Source organism: Dethiosulfatibacter aminovorans DSM 17477 (assembly GCF_900142005.1).
In the GTDB taxonomy this organism is placed as follows: Bacteria; Bacillota; Clostridia; order Tissierellales; family Dethiosulfatibacteraceae; genus Dethiosulfatibacter; species Dethiosulfatibacter aminovorans.
In genome coordinates this window covers 1-1,949 of sequence record NZ_FQZL01000070.1, presented here as the reverse complement: position 1 = coordinate 1,949, position 1,949 = coordinate 1, and the positions used below count along the sequence as shown (strand labels likewise).

3 pseudogenes are annotated in these 1,949 nt (G+C 38.0%); all 3 read left to right on the top strand.

The annotated features are described in order from the left end of the window. Positions 1–167: 167 nt before the first annotated feature. Positions 168–509 (top strand): annotated as a pseudogene (locus BUB05_RS18310) (SDR family NAD(P)-dependent oxidoreductase); the annotation flags it as partial. Between the two features lie 322 nt (positions 510–831). Continuing rightward, positions 832–1,857, top strand: a pseudogene (locus tag BUB05_RS18305) (SDR family NAD(P)-dependent oxidoreductase). Between the two features lies 1 nt (position 1,858). Then, positions 1,859–1,949 (top strand): annotated as a pseudogene (locus BUB05_RS18300) (UDP-glucose 6-dehydrogenase); the annotation flags it as partial.

The following is a 1,949-nucleotide window of genomic DNA, read 5'->3' as shown; positions in this document are numbered from 1 at the left end:
TTCCTGAAGGAAAAACTTAATATTGTCTGGAAGGATGAATTAACAAAGGACACTGCATTGTCTTTGCTGAACAGACCTCTTAGGGTTTGTGGAATTAACTGATTGGTACCGGGAACATAACTATAACTTATTGATTTCATAAACATTATAAAGGGGAACTTACTAAAATGAAAACAACATTAATAACAGGAGCAGCAGGATTCATCGGATCAAACATTGCACAAGCTCTTGTTTCAGACAATAAAATAATAGGCTTTGACAACGTAAATGATTACTATGATGTAAACTTGAAAGAATATCGATTGTCACAGCTTGAGTCGCATGATAATTTCACATTCATCAAGGGTGATCTAGCAGACAAACAGGCTGTTGATTCTATATTCGAGCAATACAAGCCTGATATCGTAGTTAACCTGGCTGCACAGGCCGGTGTTCGTTATTCAATCGATAATCCTCAGGCATATATCGATTCAAACCTTATAGGATTCTTCAATATTCTGGAAGCATGTAACAGATTGGTACCGGGAACATAACTAAAAATAAGACCAGATTACCCAGCTATGAAGATATCGGTGCCTGTCGTATAACATTATAACTTATTGAAGTGATGGAAAAGTGTTGAAATTTCAATGGGTATTGATTTATACTTAAAATTGACCCGGGTTTAACGCTGAAACTTGACCCACCATGGGGGTATAAGAAGTAAGCAATCCCGGGTTGGTTTACACTGGACCTTGAAAATTTAACACTGTGAATTGACCCACCTCTGAAAAACAAATATGGAACTGATTTGTACCGGGAACATAACTATAACTTATTGATTTCATAAACATTATAAAGGGGAACTACAAATTGAAAACAATACTAATCACAGGAGCTGCAGGTTTCATAGGATCAAACCTTGCTCAAGCTCTTGTTTCAGACAATAAAATAATAGGCTTTGATAATGTAAACGATTATTACGATGTAAACCTGAAAGAATATCGATTGTCACAGTTTCAATCACATGAAAACTTTACCTTTATCAAGGGCGATTTGACAGATAAATAGGCTGTTGATTCAATATTTGAACAGTACAAGCCGGACATTGTTGTCAACCTGGCTGCCCAGGCCGGAGTCCGTTATTCCATTGATAATCCCCAGGCATATATAGATTCAAACCTCATAGGATTCTTCAATATTCTTGAAGCTTGTCGAAATTATCCTGTAGGCCATTTGGTTTATGCATCATCTTCATCTGTTTATGGTTCCAATAAGAAGGTTCCATATGCAACTGAAGACCAGGTGGACAATCCGGTATCTCTTTATGCAGCTACAAAGAAATCAAATGAATTGATGGCCCATGCCTATTCAAAACTCTATGATATTCCTGCAACAGGACTTCGTTTCTTTACTGTTTATGGTTCTGCTGGAAGGCCGGATATGGCATATTTTAAGTTCACCAACAAGCTGGTCAAGGGTGAGAAGATACAGATATATAATTACGGAGACATGTATCGAGATTTCACATATATTGATGACATTGTAACGGGTGTGGTCAATGTCATGAACAAGGCACCGAAACCCAATGGAGACGGTGTAAGATACAAGGTTTACAATATTGGAAACAACAGTCCTGAAAGTCTTATGGATTTTGTTAATACACTGGAACAGAAATTGATGAAGTACGGAATCATTGACCATGAAGCAGAGAAAGAACTCCTTCCCATGCAGCCCGGTGATGTATATCAGACTTATGCCGATGTGTCTGCACTTGAGAGGGATTTCGGATTCAAGCCGAGTACAAGTCTTGACGAGGGACTTGATAGATTTGCCAAGTGGTACAAGGAATATTACAAGGTAGGGGGAGACAAATAGAATGAAGATTACAATAGCGGGAACGGGATATGTAGGATTGTCTAATGCAATTCTACTGGCACAGAACAATGAAGTAATAGCATGTGATATTA